General features: G+C 66.0%; 19 protein-coding genes. 10 read left to right on the top strand and 9 right to left on the bottom strand.

Annotation, left to right across the window (positions count from 1 at the left end; genetic code table 11):
• Window positions 1-611 precede the first annotated feature (611 nt).
• The 3 genes from OP79_RS55300 to OP79_RS19025 all read left to right on the top strand — a co-directional run bounded on the left by OP79_RS55300 (window position 612) and on the right by OP79_RS19025 (window position 4,636).
• Window positions 612-2,081, top strand: coding sequence for a P-loop ATPase, Sll1717 family (locus OP79_RS55300; RefSeq protein WP_157857330.1), 1,470 nt, complete (start codon window positions 612-614; stop codon window positions 2,079-2,081).
• Between the two features lie 195 nt (window positions 2,082-2,276).
• On the top strand, window positions 2,277-3,371 hold the full coding sequence (locus OP79_RS19030; protein ID WP_157857329.1) for a hypothetical protein: 1,095 nt from the start codon (window positions 2,277-2,279) through the stop codon (window positions 3,369-3,371).
• 353 nt (window positions 3,372-3,724) lie between these two features.
• Window positions 3,725-4,636 carry an exonuclease domain-containing protein gene (locus OP79_RS19025; protein WP_033321501.1) on the top strand — a complete coding sequence of 304 codons (912 nt, stop codon included), beginning with the start codon at window positions 3,725-3,727 and terminating at the stop codon, window positions 4,634-4,636.
• Between the two features lie 550 nt (window positions 4,637-5,186).
• On the opposite strand, the gene OP79_RS55295 is transcribed toward OP79_RS19025, so the two are convergent.
• Window positions 5,187-6,011 carry an ATP-binding protein gene (locus tag OP79_RS55295; protein WP_063741947.1) on the bottom strand — a complete coding sequence of 275 codons (825 nt, stop codon included), beginning with the start codon at window positions 6,009-6,011 and terminating at the stop codon, window positions 5,187-5,189.
• A 596-nt stretch (window positions 6,012-6,607) separates the two neighbouring features.
• Between OP79_RS55295 and OP79_RS19015 the strand changes: the two genes are divergently transcribed.
• On the top strand, window positions 6,608-7,450 hold the full coding sequence (locus tag OP79_RS19015; RefSeq protein ID WP_033321440.1) for a helix-turn-helix domain-containing protein: 843 nt from the start codon (window positions 6,608-6,610) through the stop codon (window positions 7,448-7,450).
• Window positions 7,447-7,668 (top strand): DUF397 domain-containing protein, encoded by a 222-nt coding sequence (locus OP79_RS19010; RefSeq protein ID WP_033321439.1) that lies wholly within the window; start codon window positions 7,447-7,449, stop codon window positions 7,666-7,668. Before OP79_RS19015 ends, OP79_RS19010 begins: the two co-directional genes overlap by 4 nt.
• Window positions 7,669-7,846: 178 nt before the next feature.
• On the opposite strand, the gene OP79_RS19005 is transcribed toward OP79_RS19010, so the two are convergent.
• From OP79_RS19005 to OP79_RS51840, 4 genes are all read right to left on the bottom strand, one after another.
• The gene (locus OP79_RS19005; RefSeq protein ID WP_033321438.1) at window positions 7,847-8,314 is read right to left on the bottom strand and encodes a hypothetical protein; all 468 of its coding nucleotides are present in this window, start codon (window positions 8,312-8,314) and stop codon (window positions 7,847-7,849) included.
• Between the two features lie 2 nt (window positions 8,315-8,316).
• Complete coding sequence (locus OP79_RS19000; protein WP_245685372.1) at window positions 8,317-8,817, bottom strand: hypothetical protein; 501 nt, start codon at window positions 8,815-8,817, stop codon at window positions 8,317-8,319.
• A 101-nt stretch (window positions 8,818-8,918) separates the two neighbouring features.
• Entirely contained in the window at window positions 8,919-9,305 is a 387-nt protein-coding gene (locus OP79_RS18995) for a hypothetical protein (protein ID WP_211270823.1), read from the bottom strand.
• Between the two features lie 5 nt (window positions 9,306-9,310).
• Window positions 9,311-9,523, bottom strand: coding sequence for a type II toxin-antitoxin system HicA family toxin (locus tag OP79_RS51840; protein WP_211270822.1), 213 nt, complete (start codon window positions 9,521-9,523; stop codon window positions 9,311-9,313).
• A gap of 512 nt (window positions 9,524-10,035) precedes the next feature.
• On the opposite strand from OP79_RS51840, the gene OP79_RS18990 reads away from it, so the two are divergent.
• Complete coding sequence (locus OP79_RS18990) at window positions 10,036-11,589, top strand: TerD family protein (protein WP_245685371.1); 1,554 nt, start codon at window positions 10,036-10,038, stop codon at window positions 11,587-11,589.
• A gap of 96 nt (window positions 11,590-11,685) precedes the next feature.
• Here the strand turns inward: OP79_RS18990 and OP79_RS18985 are convergent, their stop codons facing one another.
• A complete protein-coding gene (locus OP79_RS18985; protein ID WP_033321435.1) occupies window positions 11,686-11,967 on the bottom strand; it encodes a type II toxin-antitoxin system RelE family toxin in 282 nt (93 codons plus the stop codon).
• Window positions 11,968-11,970: 3 nt separating this feature from the next.
• Window positions 11,971-12,228 (bottom strand): type II toxin-antitoxin system Phd/YefM family antitoxin, encoded by a 258-nt coding sequence (locus tag OP79_RS18980; RefSeq protein ID WP_211270827.1) that lies wholly within the window; start codon window positions 12,226-12,228, stop codon window positions 11,971-11,973.
• 367 nt (window positions 12,229-12,595) lie between these two features.
• On the opposite strand from OP79_RS18980, the gene OP79_RS18975 reads away from it, so the two are divergent.
• The gene (locus tag OP79_RS18975; RefSeq protein ID WP_033321434.1) at window positions 12,596-13,681 is read left to right on the top strand and encodes a hypothetical protein; all 1,086 of its coding nucleotides are present in this window, start codon (window positions 12,596-12,598) and stop codon (window positions 13,679-13,681) included.
• A 71-nt stretch (window positions 13,682-13,752) separates the two neighbouring features.
• Window positions 13,753-14,646: a phosphorothioated DNA-binding restriction endonuclease gene (locus tag OP79_RS18970; RefSeq protein WP_033321433.1), complete on the top strand. Its 894-nt coding sequence runs from the start codon at window positions 13,753-13,755 to the stop codon at window positions 14,644-14,646.
• Between the two features lie 95 nt (window positions 14,647-14,741).
• Here the strand turns inward: OP79_RS18970 and OP79_RS18965 are convergent, their stop codons facing one another.
• Both OP79_RS18965 and OP79_RS18960 read right to left on the bottom strand, forming a co-directional pair.
• Window positions 14,742-15,815, bottom strand: coding sequence for an esterase-like activity of phytase family protein (locus tag OP79_RS18965; protein WP_033321432.1), 1,074 nt, complete (start codon window positions 15,813-15,815; stop codon window positions 14,742-14,744).
• A gap of 351 nt (window positions 15,816-16,166) precedes the next feature.
• Window positions 16,167-16,523, bottom strand: a complete 357-nt coding sequence (locus tag OP79_RS18960; RefSeq protein WP_157857327.1) for a hypothetical protein — start codon at window positions 16,521-16,523, stop codon at window positions 16,167-16,169.
• 35 nt (window positions 16,524-16,558) lie between these two features.
• Here OP79_RS18960 and OP79_RS18955 point away from each other — a divergent pair, with 35 nt between their 5' ends.
• Complete coding sequence (locus tag OP79_RS18955) at window positions 16,559-18,457, top strand: tetratricopeptide repeat protein (RefSeq protein ID WP_245685370.1); 1,899 nt, start codon at window positions 16,559-16,561, stop codon at window positions 18,455-18,457.
• A gap of 52 nt (window positions 18,458-18,509) precedes the next feature.
• Window positions 18,510-18,923 (top strand): DUF6153 family protein, encoded by a 414-nt coding sequence (locus OP79_RS18950; RefSeq protein ID WP_211270821.1) that lies wholly within the window; start codon window positions 18,510-18,512, stop codon window positions 18,921-18,923.
• Window positions 18,924-19,008: the final 85 nt, after the last annotated feature.

The following is a 19,008-nucleotide window of genomic DNA, read 5'->3' as shown; positions in this document are numbered from 1 at the left end:
TATCTCTGCTCGACAACCGACAACTCCACCAGCGCCAATCCCGGCCTCCCCACACACGCCGCAACGACGCGCACAGCAAAGCCGAACACGGCCACTGTCAACCATCAGCTGGGACCGAAGTGTCAAGCATCTCCTGGGACCGGACACACCCCTATACCAGCGACTGAGTTACAACTCTCTCTACGGGTTCAAGGCCCGCGCACGGCGCGGGCGCGCGCCGCCTCTGCGGCGCGGCCTGCCTCCTGTCTCCGCCCCGGCTGGCCGCGCCCGGCGGCGCGCTCGCGGCTGCGGGAATGAGGTGGGAGACACCCTCTGTGGCTGGGGCGGTCGGCTCCACGACTTTAGACAGCCACCATGGGGCGAGCCTCGAAGATCATGGCCCCAACGTCGTGCTTTACCGGGCAGGTCCACAGACTGCCCGACTCGCCGGAAGCTTACGGGGCCATGATCACTCGCCCCATGGCAGCTCCCGCCCAAAGCCGCTCCACCGACCTGATCGCGCAAGGGCCAGGCCACGGCCATTGTGTGAGGAGCAGGCATGAACGGGCTGCGCCGAGCTTCTAGTCATGAAAGACTTTCCTTATCCTTAGCGACCCTCGGGGGAGTCTCATATGACTATCGACATCACCCGCCTCTACTTCGGCAAGGCAGCTGCCGAATCTGAAGCACCGGCAAACCCAGAGCGTTTCTTGAGGACTTATCTAGACAGGTGGAACCTCTCGGAGGAGATCGAAGAGCACGAGAAGTTCCTCATCCTTGGACCAAAAGGATCAGGAAAAAGCGCTGCCGCCTATTACGTTAAATATGACTGGGAGCGCAGGTTCGGCAAGGAGTCCGTGTTCTTCCAGCTTGTCGACTTCGATGAGCTGAATCGAACCCAGAGCCCTCTTCCATCTATCGACAAAAAATTGGTCTCCGATGAAGTTTCTGCCCTCACTGACGCCGCCTGGAAACTCTTCATCGGAATCCGACTCCTAGACTCCCTGATCGGCGACAACTCATGTTCGCTAAGCAGAGATCCTCAAGTCGTCAAATTCGTATCTGATCTGCGCGACGCAGGATTGGCCTCAGATGACTATCCGCAGGTTCTCAGGAGGGTTAGGGAGCGAAGAGGCGGGGTCAAAATCCCAGTCGCCTACCTTGATGTCACATCGAGAGACTCTGACCTAGTTAGCCCGGGACAGCTGGGTGATGCGATCATCGATTTGATCTCTCGGGCCAAGACAGGGAACCGGCACCTCCTGGCCATCGATGGCCTCGACAAAGCGATTGGAGAAAATGACGCCTACTGGCGCACCTTGGCCGCTCTGATTCGCGTTGGGGAAAAAATCTCGCGAAAGATGCTCACCTCAGGGAATCGCAATGTATACCTCATGGTCATGTGTAGGAGCGACGTATTTCGACGTGTAGATTTTGCCGACGCTCCTAAGATTGCAGCCGACAGTGGCATCAATATGGAGTGGGGGGCTGAGCTTCAGGACTTTCGCAACGTTCTCCTCTGGGAGTATCTTGCGCGCAAAGCGGAAATCAGCACCGAGCAGTTGCTCGATCTCCTCCCTCCTTTCGTGGAGGTGGCCCATGGAGGGAGGAGGATCTCAACACCTCGGTACATTCTAGACTTCACTAGGTACACGCCGCGCGACATGACTGAGCTCTTCAGGTCCATTAAGTCGCGGGCTAGCACATATCGACCTCTAGCGGGCGATCAAGTGCGGGCTGGCGCCGATAACTTTGCACAGAATCACCTCCTGCATGAGATCAAGTCCGAATCGGTTGGCCTTCTTCCTTCAGCTGTCACCAAAAGGTTGGAGCAGGTATTGGCCTCTCTCCCGTCGAGAATCTTCGACAAAGTCACACTTGAGCAAGCAATGGAAGAAGCCAAGATCTCTGACGTGATCTCGTTGGGGGACTTTGGGGAGTACCTGTTCTTGCAGGGGGCGATTGGAAATTATCGGGCAAGCAGCGGCTATGTCCAGTTTTACCATCGAAGGAATACTGCAGCGTTTGACCGGCGTGGTCCTTGGATCCTGCACACTGGCCTTACTTACGCGCTGAATATCCCGTTCTCTGAGTCTACTTAGGGGCTAATACGCCGCTCTGAGCAAGAAGAGCGGATACATAGGGCCTCGGCATCGGCGACACTGTCTCGCCCTGTCTGCCCCCTGATCGGTCAGCCCCGTTGCAGGGGGTAATGCCGTGGCTGACAGTTCCTCACTCGGCGTACGATGCAGGATCGTTCGACTGGATCAATCAAGATCGGATAAGGTATGTCAGTCTTGGCGGCGCAGCTCGATGATGGTCAGCTTGCCCTGTTGACTGCCATGGCTGGGCCTTACTTGAAGTCCGGGCAGTGGCCGGTCTGGCACTACGTTGAACACGCCCTCGACGGCCAGGGCTTCGAGGCCAGGACGGTGCTTAAGTCCCTCCCGGTAGTGGGAAGTCCGGGCCCTGGAGGCCGCTCATACGGATTGGTGTGGTACGACCGTAATTATCTGGCGGACGACAGTTGTCCTGCTCTCACGGTTGCGGCTGGTCTCCACGTTCCCCAGCTGGAGCATGTCTTCGGTGACAACTTCCTCGTCGTCTTGGACTACTTGGTCGGCAAGCAGCTGGCCACTCGACCGTCACCGGAGAAGGTCGAGAAGGCCTTTGTAACCTCGATGGATCTGCGGCGGAATTTCCCTGGAGCAACGCGAGAGTTCTTGCGGGCGTTGCCTGGAATCTTGTCGCACGAGCCGACGCTCCGACGCGGCCTCCAAGAGCACTGGGGGACCAGTTCGGACGTGTGGCGATACGAGCTTGATCGCGAACTGTTTCGGTTCAAGGGCGTCAGTACGCTCGGGCACTACGTTGCGCGAGTTTCCGAGATCCTTATCGAGGAACGCCTGCTCAATGACGCTGAGCTGTCTGCAGCTGAGGGCACGCACAGCGTGGTTGCACAGTTCACTCCAGCAGTGACGGCAACGCCAGCCAGTACGCGGCCGGTCTACGTGAACGAACGGCTCATCGGTGAGATAGAGCAGAAGCAGTCCCGCACCTCTTGGAGCTTGGACAAGCTCCTGGGGCTGCTTAACGAGTTGAATGAGTGCTACGCAGGTGATCACGTCTATGCCTGCCACGCGCTACTGCGAGCTGTTATTGACCATTTGCCCCCGATCCTGGGCCACAGAAGCTTTGATCAAGTAGCTAGCAACTACCCGTGGTCCCAGACCGACAAGAAGTACGTCAAGAAGCTGTTGGAGTTCAAGAACCAGGGACATGACGTACTGCACCGGCCGATCCGTACGAGCGAGGACGTCATCACCATGAACGACCTGCCGTTGCCCGCGAACTTGAACGCTCTGCTCCGTGAGTGCGCCGACAAGCTCTGATTGAGTTCGTCCGGCCGTTGCAGTACAGCAACAAAGTACAGCAACCCCAGCAACCACCCACGTCCGGTAGCGTCCCCCCAAGGCCATAGTGCGACCGGTATGACCGCCAGCGACCGATCCGCATAGAGCTACGGAACAGGTGCTCACCGCGGCCAGCCACAGGCCGGTAGACCGAGGCTTCTCACTCTCTCACGCGTGTCTCACGACATCTTCGTGCTGCCGAGCGCGGCCACCCTCGTTCAGCCCCTCAAGGGAGTGCTTTGACCACGGCTTGCTGAGGTGCGCCAACACGGCATACCGAATTGTGACTTTGGGCCATGGTGGCGCACGGCGGTCACCTTGACACTGTCTTCATGACTTCCTGGGTGGCAATTGACTTTGAGACGGCGAACGAGCACCGCGGCAGCCCGTGCTCCGTCGGTATGGCAGCGGTCGAGCAGGGGCGCGTCGTGCGCTCATGGAGCACGCTCATCCAGCCGCCGACTGAGCTCCGTCATTTCAACCCGTACAACGTGCGGGTCCACGGCATCACTGCGAACGATGTCGCCACCGCGCCAAGGTGGAAAGCGGTACTGGCCGACATCCTCTCGTTCGCGGACGGGCGTCCGCTGGTTGCCCACAACGCAGGCTTCGATCTGAGTGTCATCCGGGCCGCCTGCGACGCCGAGGGAATCGCCTGGCCGGAGCTTCGGTACTCCTGCTCTCAGGTGGTCGCCCGACGCACCTGGAAGCTTCTCACCTACGGCCTTCCGCACTGTATGGACGCCGCCGGGCTCGATTTCACCGATCACCACAACGCCGAAGCAGATGCCCGCGCATCAGCCGAAGTCATGCTCGCGGCGATGCAGGAGGCGAGTATCTCTTCCCTCGACAACCTGCTCGCCAAGCACCGGATCCGGTGGGGCTCCATGACCCCTGACCGACAGTGGCGGGGCAGTCAGTACGGACGAGAGCGCAAGCCGGTCCCCGGGGCCAATCCCGATGCCGACCCCGAAGGCGCACTGTACGGACTGACGGTCTGCCTCACCGGCACACTGGCGTCGATGAAACGGGAGGAGGCATTCGCCCGCCTCGCCGACGCCGGCGCCCAGCCGACGAAGAGCATGACCAAGAAGACCAACATCCTGGTCTCCGCGGAACAAACGCAGCTCAAGCCTGGCGGTGTCCTGAGCGGCAAGAGCAAGCAGGCGCAGGCCCTGCTCGATGCCGGGCAGGACATCGAAATCCTGGACGAGGACGAGTTCCTCCGCCGCCTCGGTCCATGACATCACGCATGGATGCCCGATCAGGAGGCTCGGGATCCAGCGGTACTCCGTTCGAGAGGAAGGGTTCGTGTAGCGCCACGGCGACAGTGGCGGCGGTTTGATGCCGTCTGGCTATCGTTCAGTCTCAACGGCAGTTTCATCCGTGGAAGTTCGCGCTCGTTCACGACCATGCCAGCAAACGGCGACACACAGGATCTGAACGGGCCTGAACTACGAGGAACGGCAACCAGCAGAGTTTGAAAGCGTGTTGGGGGCAACCCATCACGAGTTCGAATCTCGTATCCTCCGCCAGTGCCTCACCGGGCACGATGTCGAAGGGCCCCACCATTCGCGGTGGGGCCCTTCGTCGTGCTTCTCAGCCCTCGTTGTCCTGGTTTTTGTCCACAGGGGGTGCCCCAAGTGGCGTGAAGTGAGCAGCCCCCGGCTGGGGGCGGTGTGCGCGCCGACTGGTGGCCGCTGCCGCTGCGGGTGCCCCATGCGCTTGGCGCCGTGGGTCACGTCCATGGACGTGACCGGCCGGAACCTCCGCCGACGGTCGGCTCAGCGGTCATCACTCCTCGACCACAGCCCACACGGTCAGACCTCTGCCCACCCGTCGCTGCCCCCACCGGGTGGCCAGCACCTCGGTGATCAGCAGTCCGCGCCCGTATTCCTGGTCCGGCGGCGGGCTGGTCGGCTCGGGTACTGGCCGGTGGCCCCGGCAGCCTCGGCCCTCGTCGGTCACGCTGACGACGGCCGCCCCGGCCATGCGGGCGAGCGCGACCGTGACGGTGTGGCTGTCGCTGTGTTCCAGGGCGTTCGCCGTCAGCTCGCCGGTGACCGTTTCGAGGTCGTCCACCATGCCTTTGGGTAGTCCCCAGGCGCTGGCGGTGTCCCGGACGTAGTGCCGGGCGGCACTCGCGGAGGTCAGGTCGCGGCCAGGGAACGAGCGCAGCCCGAGCGCATGGGGTACGGCGGAGCGGTACGCCAGGAGGTCGTGGACAGCCTCGATGAGCGGTGGCGCGGCATGAGACCCCTCCGGGAGGCCCGGTGAGCCTTGGTCGAGGCAAAGCGCGCGGAACTCTCCAGCACTGAACCGCTCCCCACCACTGGGCCGGGCGTCTCGGTTGTCGGCGATGAGCAGCGCGTCACGGAGGCCGTCGGTCAACTGCTCCACCAGTGTCCGGAGTTCCCCGGTGCGCGCTTCCGGTGCCGCGGCCGCCTCCCGTGCCCTGTCCAGCAGCCGTTCCACGAGGCCGAGTTGTGCGGCCTCGATCCGGTCCGCGTGCCGTGACAGCACTCCGGTGCCGGTGCCGTCGGTGAGGAGGAGGCACGGTTTGTCGTCGTCGCCGGTCCAGGGCAGGAGTCGTACGCGGGGACGGTCGTCGGAAGTCATGCCGCCTCCAGGCATGCGTGGATGTCGCGGGTGTCGAGGTCGATCCCGTACGTGGCACACCACAGGGTGTCGCGGCGCAGCCGCTGGAGCCGGGCCTTCTCCTCGTGTTCGTACGCCGTGAGGTAGGGGCGGACGAGGGGGGGTGGCGGTGCCGTCGAGGGGCTCGTACCAGTGGCGGACCGTGGGGGCGACGAGGCGGGGCCGCGGAGTTGGAGGCGATGGCCTCGGCGGGCACGGCATCGGTGCCTGCTCGATCCGATGGTGTCCGATCGGAGCGATGAACACCCTTGCCCAGTAGGCGAGTTGCTTGACCAGTCGTCGCATGTTGCTTCCTTTGGTGTGGCGGCGTGGTGGCACGCAGCGGGAAGCCTCGAGCGCTCGATGTGCTCATTGAGAATCGTGGCATTGAATTTCAATGGTTGATACTCGCTTAGCTCAACTCTCCCTCGATACGGTGAACTTCACGGAGATACCGCAGGCCCGACAGCTGCGTACGCTCTGCATGCCGGCTCCGAGAGCAAGAGATCCCTGACGACAGTGGCTGAGTTGGAGATGAGACGGTGACCGTACGAGGATCAGCGGGACCCGCTGGTCGCATGCAGATCGCCCGCGGGCTCAAGGCACTTCGCGCCAGAGCGAACCTCACACAGTCCGAGGTCGCCAAGCGCGCAGGGGTGTCTGTCGGGACCGTGAACCGGTACGAGACATGGCAGGACCGTGCCAAGCTTCGAGTACCCACCGTGCGGGCGCTGGCCGACTCGTGTGACGCCGCGGCTGAGGAACGAGACGCGCTGATCCAGCTCGTTCGGAACCTGGACAACGGCTGGTGGATGGACCATCCAGCCGTGCCGGAGGTCATGGACCCGCTGATGTCCTTCGAGGACATCGCCACGTACGAGCACGTCTTCGCGAACGCGCTGGTGCCCGGCCTGCTCCAGACTCCGCGCTACGCCCTCGCGCTGCATGAGGCGCAGGACGTCCGTACCGAAGCGGAGGTGATCGCGAGCAAGGTGGACGCTCGCATCAAGCGCCAGTCGATCCTGGACCGCTCACCCTCGCTCCACCTGTGGGCGGTGCTCGACGACGCGGTGCTCCGGCGGCTCGTCGGCGGTGCGGATGTGATGGTCGAGCAGATCGATCATCTGCGCGCCATGGCTCAACGCCCCAACGTCGATATCCAAGTGCTCCCCTTCACCACGGGCGCACACGCGGCCGGCTCGGGCGGCCATTTCCTGATTCTTGGCCGAGACAGCGAGAGCGACCCGATGAGCAGCATGAACGTGGTCTATCTCGAACTCCACAAGCGTGGCCTCTATCTCGACGCCCCTTCCGAAGTCCAGAACTACAAGCTCATGTTTGACTACCTGCGTTCACAAGCGGCCGACACGTCGGCCAGTCTTGACCTACTGGCCGCAGCACGGCAGGAGTTCGCCCGATGAGTAACACACCGATCGCCGAACGGCTCGCGGCAGCAGCCTGGTTCAAGAGCGGCTACAGCGCTGCGGACAACGAGTGCGTCGAGGTCACCTACATTGAGCCGTGGGTCGGGGTCCGTGACTCCAAGGCACCGAGCCAGGGTGCACTCACCATAGGTGCCGACACTTTCGCCCTGTTCATCAGCGGTGTAAGGGCCGAACTCGGAGCCATCGCCCGCTGATCGTCCTTGCGGGTCAGGGGCTCTCCCCGCACAGCGGCTCTTACATCACAGTGGTGAACTGCGGCAGTTTGCCATGTGCCATCACCACCCGGTCTGCCTGTAGGCGAGTGGTGTGGACCGGTCACTGAGCAAAGTTCAGTAGCCCGGAGTCCTCCCCGTCCTGTGGATCACCGGCCGGTCACCACCTGAACAGCACTCCGTGCCAGGTCCATCCCGCGCCGAGGACTTCGTTCCGCAGGGGATCCTTCATGTCCCGCGTGTCGAAGCGGAACGTCTCGACCTTGTGCCGACGGCCGTCGGGCCCCTGCTTGACTTCCCACTGCCGGTACACCTTGGTCCCCTGACCACGGCCGTACCGTCCACCGGAGTGCTCGGGTGACGACGCTTCCCAGCGTTCGTCGAGGGTACGTATCTCGCGGTTCTCCGGGATCAGGCGCATCCGGGTTTTGAGGGTCACGCCCAGCTCCCGGATCCGGCACTCCGCCACCAGGTCGGCACGTTCTTTCGGGGTGCCATTGCGCACGACGAACGGGACGTCTGGCCCGTTAAGCGCGAGCAGCGCGGCCCGGACCTCCATGGCCGACAGCGGCGAGACGCCGCTGTCCGGGTACTTGGTGCCATTCATCTTGTCCCAAAGGCGACCCATCGCTAAGCCTCCGTTCCAGTGTCCGGGCGAACTGTGCGGACGAAGTCCTGGAAGTCTTTCAGGACTTCGTCGTACTGGGCCGCGGTGGCGGTCAGGGTCAGCCGGATCACCGCGCTCTTGTGCGGATCCGCCATGTCCAGCAGGGCCAAGTACACCTGCGACTGGACGAGGTCGCGGCGCGCGTCACTGGCGATGGCCGAGAAGGTCACCCGCTGCGTCAAGGCGGGCGCGTCCTCGGAACCAATCTCGCGGCGGTCGGTCGCCACCACCGACTCGCCGGCCCGGCGCAGTTGCTCCACCGACTCATCTACGAGGTCGGCCAGCGTCACCGCCTCCGGCGGGAACTCGCCATCGATGGTGATGTTGGCGCTGAACCCGGCGTCGCCCTGGGATGTGCGGACCCAGGTCGACGCCGCCTCGATCGCGCAGACACCCAGCTTGGCTGCGACCGATTTCATCGCGGCCCACTCGGTCGGGTAGTTCGGACGGATCTCCGCAACCATGGGCACCGCACCCTCACGGAGCTCGGGCGGGTAGGGGGCGGACGTGCCATGACTCGATCCTCTCAGGGAATCGCGCCTCCATCAGACCCGGAGTCAGCGGTTCACACGCGGCGAGCCCCGCTTTTACCCAGGAGCTGGGAAACCCGTTGCGGACTGACCTTGAGCACAGCAGCGATTTCCCGGCCGGACAGTCCCAGCGAGTCCAAGCGGCGAGCCACCTTCCGACGTTGCGCGGCAGCACGCTCCTGCGCGGCCTCCGCCTCCCGATCGGCATCACGCAGCCCGACGAGCTCACCGTCCACTCCGGCCCCGATCTCCGGCGTGACCTTCACATCAAAGGAGTCCTCTGGGACATCCAGCAGCAGGGCAACATAGTCGCGGACCATGGGCTCCGCGTCGAGCAGCGTCCTGGACTGGGTAACGCCGACTCCCTCGATGTGGAGTTCCCAGCCGTGCTTCCAGCGCTTGGCGACGGTCTCGTATGTCATGCGGGTCATTTCATCCACCCCTCCGGCAGGCATTCGAGCTTCGCTTTCGCATCATCGATGACGCCGGGCGAGATATCGCGGTGTCGGGGGATCGGCACTATGTGCTTCCCACAGGGGCAGGTCCACTTGCTGTGCGGGCCCTTGTCGGGGGTCTTCTTGACGCAGCCTGCGGCGCGGAGCTTGCGCTCCAGGTCCCGACGCTTCATCGATGCTGTCACAGCGTAAATCTACCCCCTCTTTACGTCAACATCTATCCACCCTTTACCTATCAGGGTGGTGTCGCTGGCTGGCGCGGCGTCAGGGCTCGCTGTGCGGTCGGCCTCATGTGCGGGTCTTCGTGTCCCAAAAACTGACGAATGCTGCAATCCTCCTGTATCGGCTCCTGGGCGGTGAGAGACTCCTTCCTCGCAGGGGAAGGGGAGACATCATGGGCTTCGGCTTTCGCGTGGGTGTGCCGGGGATGAGCGTGCGCGTTTCGACGCGAGGGGTACGGACTTCCGTCGGCCCCCGGGCGGCACGGATCAGCATGGGCAGCGGGGGTACCCGGATCTCGTCCGGTCTGGGCCCGTTCTACGCTTCCAGCTCACTCGGCGGAGGGCGTCGCAGCATCAGCACGAGCCGCACCACGCGTTCCCGGGCCGTCGCCCCGTCCGCGGCGCAACTGGACCGTGTTCGGCGCCAAGCTGAACGGGCCCAGCAAGAAGCTGAACGGGATGCCGCGATCGCTCAGTTGCGGGAACTGCGGCAGCAGACGACCAGCGTGCACATGCAGACCTTCCCGCCGGTCCATCCGCCTGCGGTGCCAGGGCCTCCCCAACTCGGCCTGCCCTGGGCACTGTCAGAAGCCCAGCCCTTCCACCTCACCGGTCTCGGCGTGTTCGCACGTGCCGAGCGAGCAGCCGCCAAACGAAAGGCTGAAGAAGACGCGCCGGCTTACCTGACTTCGGAGCAGGCTCGCCTCCGTACCGTCCACGGACAGCTCGCCGCCGAGGCCGATCAGTGGTGGCGAGCCCTCATGGCGAACGACGAAGAGACCGTCTGTGAAGCGGTCAACTACGCCTTCTCCGACAACCCGGCCGCAGGTTGCGCCGTAGGAGTCGACAGCTCAGTGCTGTCGGTGGTCATGCGGCACCAGGACATCGATTCGCTGCCCGGCCAGACACCAGGCGTCGCCCCCAGCGGACGCCCCACCCTCAAGACCCTCACCAAACGAGACCGCACCCTGTGGTGGCTGACCTCCATGGGCTCCAACATCATCGCCACGCTCAAGGAGGGCTTCGCCATCGCGCCGGCGATCACCGCCATCGACCTGGTCGTACTCACGCGGCTGCCCGACACCCAACGGCTTGGGTTCGTGGCGTACGGCCGATGGACGCGCCAGGCGATCGAATCAGTCCCATGGCGGGAAACGGAAGACGCACTGCGCTTCCTCGACCTCGGCCAGGACGTCGCCTGCTCGGTCACCACAACGGCTTCCGGGAACCCGTCGGGCACCATCAAAGCCCTGGATACCAGTCGACTGCCCGGCCTGCAGAACCTGCTCGACCACGCTCAGGACGACAGCGTTTCCGGCGACACCACGCTGGCCGACCTGGACAACAACCTCCGTGCCAACGTCCCGGCCGCCCACGGCGAACCGACTCTGAACCACTACCAGATCCGGCCCTTCGCAGAGTGGAGGAGCGAAGCCGCCCCACCACAGCCGCCGGCGGCTGTGGCACCCGTCCCGATGCCGGGCATCCCGCCCACGACCCTCGTCCCAGGGCAGACACTCACTCTCCCCGAGGAAGCCTGGCACGGGTTGCTCATCGCCTTCACCTTCGCAGGCGCCGACGCAGACCTCACCCTGTTCCTCACCGATGGCCAAAGCCGGGTGACCTCCGACGACGACTTCGTCTTCTACAACCAACCCTCCGTCGCCCAGGGCGCCGCCCGCCTTCTGGGTAAGCAAGCCGAGGGCCGGCACACCGTCGAACGAGCCGCCGTACACCTCGCTGCCATGCCCGCACATATTCATCGCATCGCGGTCGCGATCAACATGGACGTCGACATCGGCCTGACCTGCGGAGCCCTCACGTACGCATCGCTGTCCATGGGCTGTGCCACCGGAGCCGCCTGGACCTTCCAGCCACCCTCCGACCCCAGCGTTCGCGCCATGGTCATCGCCGAGCTCTACCGGCACATCACGAACGGCCGGCCCACATGGAAGATGCGGGCGATCGGCCAAGGTTGGGCTGATGGACTCGACGGGCTGGCCCGCGCTTATGGAGTCGACGTGGCGTGACCTCCGCATCAAGCCGCTGACCTGGGTAAACGGGGCAACTCTTGGTTGCAGTTTTGGGTGCGTTTACAAGTGGCATCAGCCTGCACTGCGGAGGGCCTACGGAACTTGGCGGTAGATGTCGCGGCGGTTGCCGACGGCCAGGACCCACACAATCAACTGACCGTCCTCAACGGTGTAGACGACGTGGCAGTCGCCGACCCTGAGCCGCCAGCGGGCACTGTGCCCCTGGAGGGCCTTGATGTCGAACGACGCGGTGTCTTCCGTATCCATCGCCTTCTGGAGTTCGGCGAGGCGGTGCAGAATCCGCAAGGCGTCAGGGCGCGGGACCTTGAGCATGTCCCGCTGAGCGTGCGGCGTGAAGCGCGTGACGTAGCCCATGGGTCAGCCCTGGTGAGCGCGCAGCAAGGCGGCCATCTCTTCGAGCGAGATCGACCCTTCCGTGCCCTCGGACTCGGCTTCGTCGGCCAGTTGGTTGAGCCACGCCTCTTCGGCGTTCTCCGCGATCTCGCGCAGGCGCTGGTACTCCTGGATGTCGATCACGACCGCTTCCTGCTTGCCACGCCGAGTGATGATCGTCGGGGTTTCCTCCCGACGGGCGCGATCGATGACGTCGGCGAGGTGGCTGCGGACCTCGGCCATGGATTCGATCACCGGATCACTCATGTCACAAATGTAGCGGATGTACATGAGATCCGTTGTCTGGAATGCCATGGCGACATCGATCTCCGCGACAGCCCCATCCGGGAGCGGCAGGCGCCGCACCACCTTCAGCGCGCTGGCGAGACAGCAGTACACGCCGTATCAGCGGCCGGGGTTTTCGGTGTGCGCTCGTCTCGACGACGTCAGCACCGGAGCAGCCAGATGAACGCCGTCAAATGCCGGTTCCCGGCAACAAGAAGGGCGCGGAGAGTGCGCGTATCGCCCATGTCCTGTTCTGCCGTCGGCATCGAAGAATGCTCGCGTGACTCTGGCGAAGACTGACAGCCCGCTCCCAAGGAACCGTGCGGTGACCCGGGCCGCCGCGGTGATCGGCTCCCTGGGTGTGCTGGTGGCGGCGTGGTTGTTGCTGGTCAGCATGAACGGTGCGCTCGACGACGAGCGGGCCTTCAGGGGCGCGGTCGGCTGTGCGTCCGGCAGCGGCGAGGCGGATCGTCGTGACGGCGACTGTCTGTGGACTGTCGCGGCGCGCATCGAGCGGACCGAGGAGGAAACGGGACGGAAGACGTCCTCGTACTGGCTGTACGTCACCGAGGCCGACGGGACGTCCAGCCGTACCCGTATCACGGGCAGTGCGCAGGAGCACCCAATCGCGCGGGCGAAAGCGCGCGTGGAGGTCACGTACTGGCGGGGGCAGATCCGGTACGTCGACTTCGATTCCGGGCGGCGGTACACGACCGCGGACCCGCGCGGTGACTACAAGCTCTTCTGCGCCTGGGGCCTCGCCGTCGGTTTCCACGGGCTGCTCTACCTCTGGCTCTGGTATTGGAACGCCCGGCTTTCCGCCGGCCCGCCCAGGACCGCCGGATGGCAGGCCGGTGTCCCGGTCACGGGTGGGTTCTGCCTCACCGCGGTCGGGGCGTTCGCGCCGTGGCCCACCGACAGCCCCGCGGCGGCATTCCGGCTCGTCGGAGTGTGTGCCCTGGTGGTCGTGGCCGTCTGTTCGGCGGCCGCGCTGGTTCTGTGGTGGCGCCGACGCGGTGACGACACCGTTGCCGTGACGCCGGTTGTGCCTGCCGCGGAGCAGGTCTTCCCGGGCCGGATCCTGGGCGAGATGCCGTACGCATCCGGCACATCTCGCAAGGGATATCTGGTGGTCGGCCCCGCCCGTCTGGCGGCGACCCCTGACCGGACCGGCGCCGCTGACCGTCGGCATGTGCCGCCCACCCTGACTCCGGTCCGCGTCCGCCCGCCGTACTGGACGGATCCGGCGCGCGCCGGAAACGCCCTGCGGTCCCTGGTCCTGGAGTGCGAGGACGACGGCGTACGGGTGCTCATCGTCACCCGCGGAAAGCACATGCCCTGGGTCCTGGGAGCCCTTCAGCCGACACCCTGCGCGAACAGTTCCGGACGTCGGAACACGGACGTCTCCTGACCTGGAACAGCAGACCTGGAACAGCCCCCGAACGGGCAGGAGTTCGACGCATCGCACTACGATCACCGCCCATGGACTGGCTGGAGCGCACCGCGAAGCTGCGGCAGTGGAGCAGAAGCGGGGCACGCGCTCCCCACAAGCCGTTGCTGTTCCTGTACGCCCTCGGCCGGTTCCAGCAGTCCGGTGACGGTGAGCTGCAGTACAGCGCGGTGGAGAAGGACCTGCGGCAACTGCTGGCCGAGTACGGTCCGCCCAACAAGACGACGCCGGCCTACCCGTTCCACCACCTGGTGAGCGACGGGGTGTGGGAGGTGCGTACCGATCGCGGACCGGGCAGCCCCGGCAGCGGGGTGCGGGAGCTGCGAGCCACGGGTGCCGCCGGGCGGCTGGTGCCGGAACTGCGTGTGGCGCTGAGACGGGAGCCGTCGCTGCTCGGCCGGATGGCGCGGGTCCTGCTCGACCTGAACTTCCCGCCCTCGCTCCACGGTGAACTGTGCGAGTCCGTCGGCCTGGAGCTGGAGCCGGCGGAGACCGAACAGCTCGCGACTGCGCGGAGGCGGCGGGATCCGCGTATGCGGGAGTTGGTTCTGACGGCGTACGAGTACCAGTGTGCCTTCTGCGGCTACGACGGCAGGATCGGAGCGGTTCCGGTCGGGCTGGAGGCCGCGCATGTGCGCTGGTGGGCGTTCGACGGCCCGGACGACGTCGACAACGGACTGTGCCTGTGCTCGCTGCACCACAAGCTCTTCGACAAGGGCGTCCTCGGCATAGGCGACGGCCACCACATTCTGGTCTCGCAGCAGTTCGTCGGCCGCAGCCCCGCCGCCCGCGAGCACGTCATCGCGCTCGCGGGCCGCCCGCTCATCGGCCCTCAGCCGGGCGCCCGCCCCGTAGCGGCGGCTCACCGTTCCTGGCACACGAGCCAGGTCTTCCACGGCAGCCCACGACCCGTCACGGCGGCCTGATTATGGTCTGTTGTATGGCGACGACGCGGTGGTGGCGGTGTTCCTCTCGGTAGCCGCCCGGAGACCGGAACGCCTCCGGGTGGCTACCGGGTTGTTCAGCGCGGCAGTCGGACGTCGAGGGAGTACAGGCGGGTGATCTGGGTGTCCCGCTCGTTGTCGTCGCTGACCAGCAGGATCTTCACGCGTCCGGTGGTGGTGCGGCCGGTCACGGCGAGTCCTTCGATGTTGTCCAGCAGGGGATTGGGCTGGGGCTGTTCGGCCGTGGCGCCGAGGGTCGGGCAGTCGGCGAGGTCGGCCAGCAGGGTCTTGGAGGCCAGGCGGGCCGCGCCGCCCGAGGTGAGGTTCTCGGTGCCGCTCACGTCGTCGGCCCGGCGTGGGTCGGCCAGATAGAGGCGGACGGTGTTGCCGACACCGGCGGTGAAGCCGCGTTCGAGGACGAGCAGCCGGCCGTCTCCGGCCGGGGCGAGCTCGACGACTCCCAGGCCCTGGTCGGCCTGGTAGCCGTACTGGGCACCGGTCTTGAAGGGTTTGCCCAGACCGGCGCGATGCCAGGTCTGCAGCCGCACCACGCCCGTCTCGTCGCCGGAAAGCGAGCCCTCCATCGAGGCGAGCAGGGTGCGTCCGCCGGTCTGGAGCGTCAGGCCCTCGAAGGTCTGGTTGCGTAGGGCCCGCCCTGCCGGGGCGACGGCGAGGGCGGCCGGTACGGGCAGCGCCTCGACCGCCTTGCCGTCGCGGTCGTAGCGGGTGACGGACGGTTCGGTCTCGGAGCTGATCAGCCGGCTGCCGTCGCGGTCGACGGCCAGACCCTCGGAGTCCGGCGCCGCGCCGTTCAGATCGGTCAGCGGGGCCACGGCCACCGCCTCGGCTCTCAGTGTGCGCCCCGTCTCGCGCACCTTGAGCGAATAGAGGTACGACTCGTCCGACACCGCGGTGATCCGGCCGCCCCGGTCGACGGCGAGGGCGGACATGTTGCCGACGAAAACGCCGTCCAGCGTCTTCTTGTCGAGGTCGTCGGAGAAGGCCCGTATGCGGACCAGGTCGGAACAGTCACGCGACGCGGCGGACGAGGCCGGGACGTCGGCGGTGGTGGCGCCCTGGGCCAGAGCGGCACCCATGGTCATGGCCACACTGATAGCCGCTACAGCAGTGATCGACGTACGCAAGCGCATGCGCATACTCCTTGGGCGCCAGAACGAAGAGGAGGGGTTGTCCGGTGCGGGTCTGCGCACGTTGGGCGTCCTCGGCCAACATCCGCGGTGGCACATGCGCCTGGGCATCACAGCATGGCGGCGCAGAAAGGGGTGGCTGCGCGACCACGAAGGGCAGGGCGAACGGCCGAACACCGCGCGGGTTCAACAAAATGTCAACCTACAGCGCGAAGGCCTGGATGTCTCTACTCGCCCAGCAAGTACACATTGAGTAACTTGTGCCCCAGAGGCCCCTGGGCCCACCGGACGGGTCCGCGCCCCGGGCGGTCGGCCTGGTGTTCGTCGGCTCCCTGCTTCCGGTCAACTGGTCCCTTACCCACTGGGTTCCGGGAGCTGCGTACGCACGCCGGCGCCAGCGTCCACGATGCTGTGCCCGGTCCGGCGCTCCGCGCGCAGCACGGCGCGGGCCGCCGCGAGGCTCTCCTCGTCCGCCCCCACCTCGGCGGCCGTCAGGACCTGGAGCAGCCGGGTCCGCCATACGTCGGGGTCCGTCTCGTACGCGTCCAGCACCCGTACGCCGTAGCCGCCGCCCACCCCCACGCCGTTGCCGCCGCTCCCGGCCAGCCGTCGGCGGACCGCCCCTCTCAGCGCGGCGTAGAGATCGTGGACGGCTCCGCGCCCGGAGCCCGTGAGCCCGGGCGCCGCCCCTGCGGCCAACGCAGTAGCCACCAGCTCCACTTCGGTTACTGGGACTTCCTTCAGTTGTGGGGCTTGTGCGATGTCTTGTCCGTCACCATGGCCGGCTGTGCGGCAGCCTTCCGCTGGCGCTGCGCGTGGCCGCGGCCCGGCTGGCGGGCGATCCGGGCCTGCGCCTGGCCGACCTGGTCACCGAGATGTCCGAGGGCAACCGGCTTCAGGCGCTGGAGCCGGACGGTGAGGACAACTCCCCCTTGCGTACGGCCTTTTCCGCGTCGTATCGCGTTCTCGCCTTTGCCGCGCGCCGGTTGTTCCGCCTGCTCGGCCTGTTTCCCGGGCCGGAGTTCACCGCCGAGGTCGCGGCGGCCCTCCTGGACGTACCACTGCCGCAGGCCCGACGTCTGCTCGGTGCGTTGGCCGCCGCCCACCTGGTCGAACCGGTGACGGTGGGCCGTTATCGGTTCCATGATCTTCTTCGGGAGTACGCGCGGGAGTGTGGGGTGGTGGAGGAGACGGCGGCGGATCGTGACGCCGCGTTGCGGCGCGTCCTGATCTGGTACGTGCACGCCGCTCGCGCCGCCTCGGGAACCTGGCTCTTTCCGGAGCTGCCGCCCGAGCTCCGGGCCTACGACCAGCAGGGCATGCCGTCCGCTGCCGAGGCCAGCCAGTGGCTGGAGGCCGAGCGGGCCAATCTCCTCGCCGTCATCAACCATGCCGCCCGGCACGGTCCGCGCCCGGTCACCTGGCACCTCACCTCCGCACTCTTCGGCCACTTCTGGATCCATCTGCCTCGGGCGACCTGGCTGGCCACTGCGCAGACGGCACTGGACGCGGCCACGGCCGAGGGTGATCTGTACGGCCAGGCAGCCATGCATCACAGCCTTGGAGTGATCCGGTGGGACTGGGGGCACGCCGGGCAGGCGGCGGATCATCACGCACGCGCACTGGACATCAGTCGGGAGCTCGGTTGGGCGGTGGGCGAGGCAGTGGCTCTCGGCGGCAGAGGCTTCGTGGAATGGAGCATGGCGCGCCTCGACAGTGCGCACGAGCGCTTCGCCGCCGGCCTGCGGATCGCCCGTGGAGTCGGGAATCGTCACGTCGAAGCGTTCGAGTTGGTCGGCCTCGGTCTGATCTGCCGAGATCTGGGCCGACTGCGCGAGGCTGCCGCTCACCTCGAACTGGCCATCAGCCGCAGTGCGGAGCTCAGTTGGTGGGACAACAGCCCGGCTCTGCGCAGTCTGGGTTGGGTGTACTGGGAACTCGGCCGTCTCGTCGACGGCTTTGACGTCCTAGGCCCCTGGGTGACCCCCGACGGGAGGCGCGGATACCGCAACGCCCGCGCCATGATGGTCGGCGCCGTCGCGAGGATCGACATCGAGCTCGGCCGCCACGAGGAGGGACTGGAGCAGGCCGAGCGTGCCTTTGCCATGGTCAAGGACACGGGACGACCCTGGATCCAGTCCAGCATCCTCAACACGGTCGCGGCTGCCCACCGGAATCTGGCCCACTTCGACCGAGCCCTTCAGGCTGACACACACGCCCTCACTCTGGCCCGGAAGGCGAGATTCAGACGAGCCGAGGCGGACAGCATCCTCGGGCTGTCTCGCACGCACCAGCAGTTCGGCCACCACGACGAGGCCCGCCGCCACGCCGAGCAGGCGCTGAGCCTGGCCCGTGAGTACGGCTTCCGAGTAGTGGAGGGCCAGGCCCTGACCGTCCTCTGCAACACAGCGGAGTCCGAGTCGGCGTATGCCACAGCCGTCGCCCTCGGCCGTGAGGCACTGGCCGTACACGGTGAGACCGGCCACCGACTCGGCGAAGCCCGCACCCTCGTGACACTCGCCCGCGCCCTCCACAAGACCGACGAGACCGACGGCGCTGCCGCTGAACTCATGAGGCAGCAGGCGCTGGACATCTTCGCGGACGTGGGCGTTCCGGCGGAGGCGTACAAAGACCTCAATTGGTGACGTTTGCAGATCGGTGAGCGGTGCTCCGGCCCGTTCTCCTAGCATGAGCGCTGTGACAGCCCGTGCACAGCTCCATCGCGCGCCATCGCCACTGACGTGGTGGCCGACGCTGCTGGTGCTCGGGCTGCTGGCCGGGCTGTTCGGCATGCACGGCCTCGCCCCGGGTGGGGCGACCGCCGTCGGGGGCCATCACTCCCAAGCCGCCAGGCATGCGGACATGGCGATGGCGAGCCTGAGCACCGAATCCGTCTGCCATGGCGACGGTCACGGCAACGGTCATGCGCAACATGCCGATCCGGTGTGCGCCTCGGGCGCCGTCGGCGCGGGACCGGCTCTTCCGGTACTGGTGCCCGACCCGGCCGGTCAGGCAGGGCCGTCGACCGACGACCGGCGCCCCATGGCTGCCGAACCAGAGGGCGGTCGTGCGCCTCCCTCACTTGCCGAGCTGCAACTTCTGCGGATCTAGGACAAGGCCTGGCCGTACCCGCCGCTGCCGAATGTGTCGCGGTCGTCGGGCGTACGGCCCTCAGCCATGTCCCGCGCCACCGGCG

The sequence above is a fragment of the Streptomyces yerevanensis genome, assembly GCF_000716805.1.
GTDB lineage: Bacteria > Actinomycetota > Actinomycetes > Streptomycetales > Streptomycetaceae > Streptomyces > Streptomyces flaveus.
This window is presented reverse-complemented; position numbering and strand designations above follow the sequence as displayed.